Annotated in this window: 4 protein-coding genes and 1 pseudogene; 1 reads left to right on the top strand and 4 read right to left on the bottom strand. The window is 64.3% G+C overall.

From position 1 onward, the window contains the following. Positions 1-3: 3 nt before the first annotated feature. The 3 genes from QOC89_RS13950 to QOC89_RS13940 form a co-directional block, all read right to left on the bottom strand. The gene (locus QOC89_RS13950) at positions 4-318 is read right to left on the bottom strand and encodes a hypothetical protein (protein WP_323045546.1); all 315 of its coding nucleotides are present in this window, start codon (positions 316-318) and stop codon (positions 4-6) included. Positions 319-345: 27 nt separating this feature from the next. Beyond that, the gene (locus QOC89_RS13945) at positions 346-792 is read right to left on the bottom strand and encodes an SET domain-containing protein (RefSeq protein ID WP_323045545.1); all 447 of its coding nucleotides are present in this window, start codon (positions 790-792) and stop codon (positions 346-348) included. A 72-nt stretch (positions 793-864) separates the two neighbouring features. Further along, positions 865-1,218, bottom strand: coding sequence for a hypothetical protein (locus QOC89_RS13940; RefSeq protein ID WP_323045544.1), 354 nt, complete (start codon positions 1,216-1,218; stop codon positions 865-867). A 545-nt stretch (positions 1,219-1,763) separates the two neighbouring features. Between QOC89_RS13940 and QOC89_RS13935 the strand changes: the two are divergent. Continuing rightward, a pseudogene (locus tag QOC89_RS13935) lies at positions 1,764-2,645 on the top strand (serine/threonine protein kinase); the annotation flags it as partial. A gap of 100 nt (positions 2,646-2,745) precedes the next feature. On the opposite strand, the gene QOC89_RS13930 reads toward QOC89_RS13935, so the two are convergent. Then, positions 2,746-3,054: tyrosine-type recombinase/integrase (locus QOC89_RS13930; protein ID WP_323045543.1), on the bottom strand; the 309-nt coding region annotated here is incomplete at its 5' end.

Here is a 3,054-nt window from a genome sequence, read left to right as displayed (position 1 = left end):
AGGCTATACCGCTGCCGCACCATCATGAACTGCGTGGATGTGTGACCCGAAGGACTTGATCCCGAGCGCGCGATCAGCGAAATCCGCGCGATGATGGTGCGCAGGACCGTGTAGGGGTTGAACAAGGTACGCGCCTCTGCGGTCACGAGATCGCCCGGTTGCGTCTTGCCCGACTTCTGTAGCATGGCGGTCCTGTTTTTCGACAGCATTGCCCGAGTGTGAAACTGGCTGCCGGTCCAGCTGTCGCACGCTCCATCCGCGACGAAGTGCTTCAGCTTCGTAAAACGCTCTTTCTTCAACTGACCGCGTTCGCCACATGAGGTGGATGTAGTGCGTCCACGACAGCTAATCGCCTGTCGAAGCCAGCATCGAACCGGTACACCTCTTCGTCCCGCAGCGACAGGCATAGTCAGCGGTCAGTTCGGGAGTAATCGCGTCATCGATAGTGAGTCCATAGGCGATAGAAAGCTCGTCGCCCGGCATCACGTCTTTGAGCGTCTCGATGAAAACCCGTCCCCGTTCATCCTCGATCGCCTCGCAGTTCGGCTGGCAGGAGTGATTGAGCCAACGGGCGCTGTTGCCCCCGACGCTGCCGTCGATCACACGCCCGTCAGCCAGCCCGAAAATGAACGTGTGGCCGTGCATGCCGGACCGCCGGTGCCGGGCCGAGGCCCGCCGCCACGACGTCACCTCCCCGCGGTATTCGAAGACCCGCTGGCCCGCTGGAATCGCCTGTAGCGCGAACACGCCTCGCCCATGAACCGATGATTTTCTGACCGTCACGCGCCGCACTTCGTCACTCCTGATCCGTTGACGGTGGGAGCATAGCGAGCCACGCGTTGCGCGGCAACCGGGGCCGTCCCGTCAGAACAACCTGGTCTCTCGGGGATCGCGCGCCGGTGGTCGGGAGACATCGGTCCGGCGGGTACGCCGATTCCCACCATTCCTGTTTTCAACCCGTCGAAGCCGCGCCAGCATCAGGCATTCGCCTGCACCATCATTGAAGCGCAACTCGAACACGCCGGTTTCGCCAGACGGACATGGCGCCGTTGCGCGGAACGACAGGCGCAAACCCCGCCGTTTCGCGCGGGCAATCATCTGCGTGCGACTCATGCCTGGCCAGCAATCCGCCATGAAGAGTGTCACTGCCCCGGGCAGGGACTCATGCGCGACGCCCGGTGGCAGTGTCAGCCCGGTGAGCAGATAGATGTCGGTCATACAGCCCGTTTTCCTGACGGCGAATCACCCGGCGTTTATACCGCTTTCCTGCGAAGTGCTGCGGCTTTGGCGGTCGGCACGGCGCGAGACGGACCCACACCGGTCGGATAACTTTCTCCAAACCGGTCAGTCAGCCAAATTCAGGTATTGCGAACTGGAGTGCCGGTAAGCGGCCGGTGGCGACCTCACCCAATCGGCCACTTCCGGTCCTTCGCCCCTTAACCGGTGGATGTCTGCTCTCGGCCCTGGTCCGGGCTTTCGTCGGGCGGATCGGCTGGGGTGCATTTACATCGTTGGATGACGACGCTCCCTTTTTCCCTTGCTTCGTCATCCGCATTGCCCGATGCAGGCTGACCCCTACTCGCGCCCGCGCTCCCCGAGCTTGCCGCCGTCGTCAGGGTTTCTGCTCTCCATTGCGGCCCACGACAGGCGCCATTGTCGCCTCGCGTGTGGCAGACTTGTTTTCTTACGGTCTGGCCAGTCGACGAGCCGAGCGAGGTACTTGTTCGGCGCGACAACGGCCACCGGCTTGATGGGGGCCAACGTTGAACCTTCCTTCTCGGTTTGACGCACTTGGAGGCAGTCGCTTTCAGGTTGTATGGGAGGACGGCGACCGCGCCTTCTACCGGGCATGGTCCCGTGAGGCCGATGGCAGTCATGCGGCGGTGCTGGTCGTGCAATCCACCGCGGAGCACCCGACGCCTGCCAGCCTCGATCGCCTGACCCACGAGTACGGCCTGCGCGACGAACTGGACAGCGCCTGGGCGGTTCGGCCGTTCGAACTTGTGCGTAAAGATGGACGGACGCTGCTGCTGCTCGAAGACGCTGGCGGCGAGCCTCTTAGCCAACTGCTCGGCGGACCTACGGAGGTCGAACGCTTCCTGCGCATTGCCATCGGCATTGTCTGGGCGCTGGGCAAGGTGCATCAGCGTGGCCTCGTCCACAAGGACGTGAAGCCGGCCAACATCCTCATGAGCGCGAACGGCGAGGTCAAGCTGACCGGGTTCGGCATCGCCTCACGCCTGCCCCGCGAGCGACAAGCGCCCGAGCCGCCGGAGACCATCGCCGGCACGCTCGCTTACATGGCGCCCGAACAGACCGGCCGCATGAACCGGTCGGTCGACGCGCGCAGCGATCTCTACGCGCTCGGCGTCACGCTCTACGAGATGCTCACGGGCGCCTTGCCGTTTAGTGCCACCGATCCGATGGAGTGGGTGCACTGCCATATCGCGCGCAAGCCGGTGCCACCCAGCGAGCGGCTGGCGAATATTCCGGCCGCAGTCTCTGCCATCGTCATGAAGCTGCTCGCCAAGACCGCCGAGGAGCGCTATCAGACGGCGGGCGGCCTCGAGCGCGATCTGCGGCGCTGCCTGGCGGAGTGGGAGGCGCAAGGTCACATCGAGGACTTTGCGCTCGGACAACACGATTCAGCTGCCCCAGGCTCAGGTGTGTCGTGGTCCGCCACGCTGGCCCGTGGCTGCGGAAGATGTCCGCAACCTCCAGCATGAGGCGCTACAGCGCGCGGGCCTACTCGGAGGGCAGACGGTCCAGCGGACTGGTGACCTCGTGCAGCAGGTCGGTGGCCACCTGGACGTAGAGCGCGGTGTTCTCGAGCCTCGCATGGCCGAGCAGCACCTGGATCACGCGGATGTCCACCTTCTGTTCAAGGAGGTGTGTCGCGAAGCTATGCCGCAGCGTGTGCATGGACACGCGCTTGTCGATGTGTGCGACCTCGGCGGCGGCGTGGATGGCGCGGTTCAGCTGTCGCGTGCTGAGCGGGTCGACGGGATCGAGCCCGGGAAAGAGCCACCCGCCATCCAGCATCTTGCCCTGGGC

This window comes from Paraburkholderia sp., from assembly GCF_034668105.1.
In the GTDB taxonomy this organism is placed as follows: Bacteria; Pseudomonadota; Gammaproteobacteria; order Burkholderiales; family Burkholderiaceae; genus Paraburkholderia.
The sequence above is the reverse complement of the archived record's forward strand: the minus strand, read 5'-3'. Positions and strand labels throughout refer to the sequence as shown.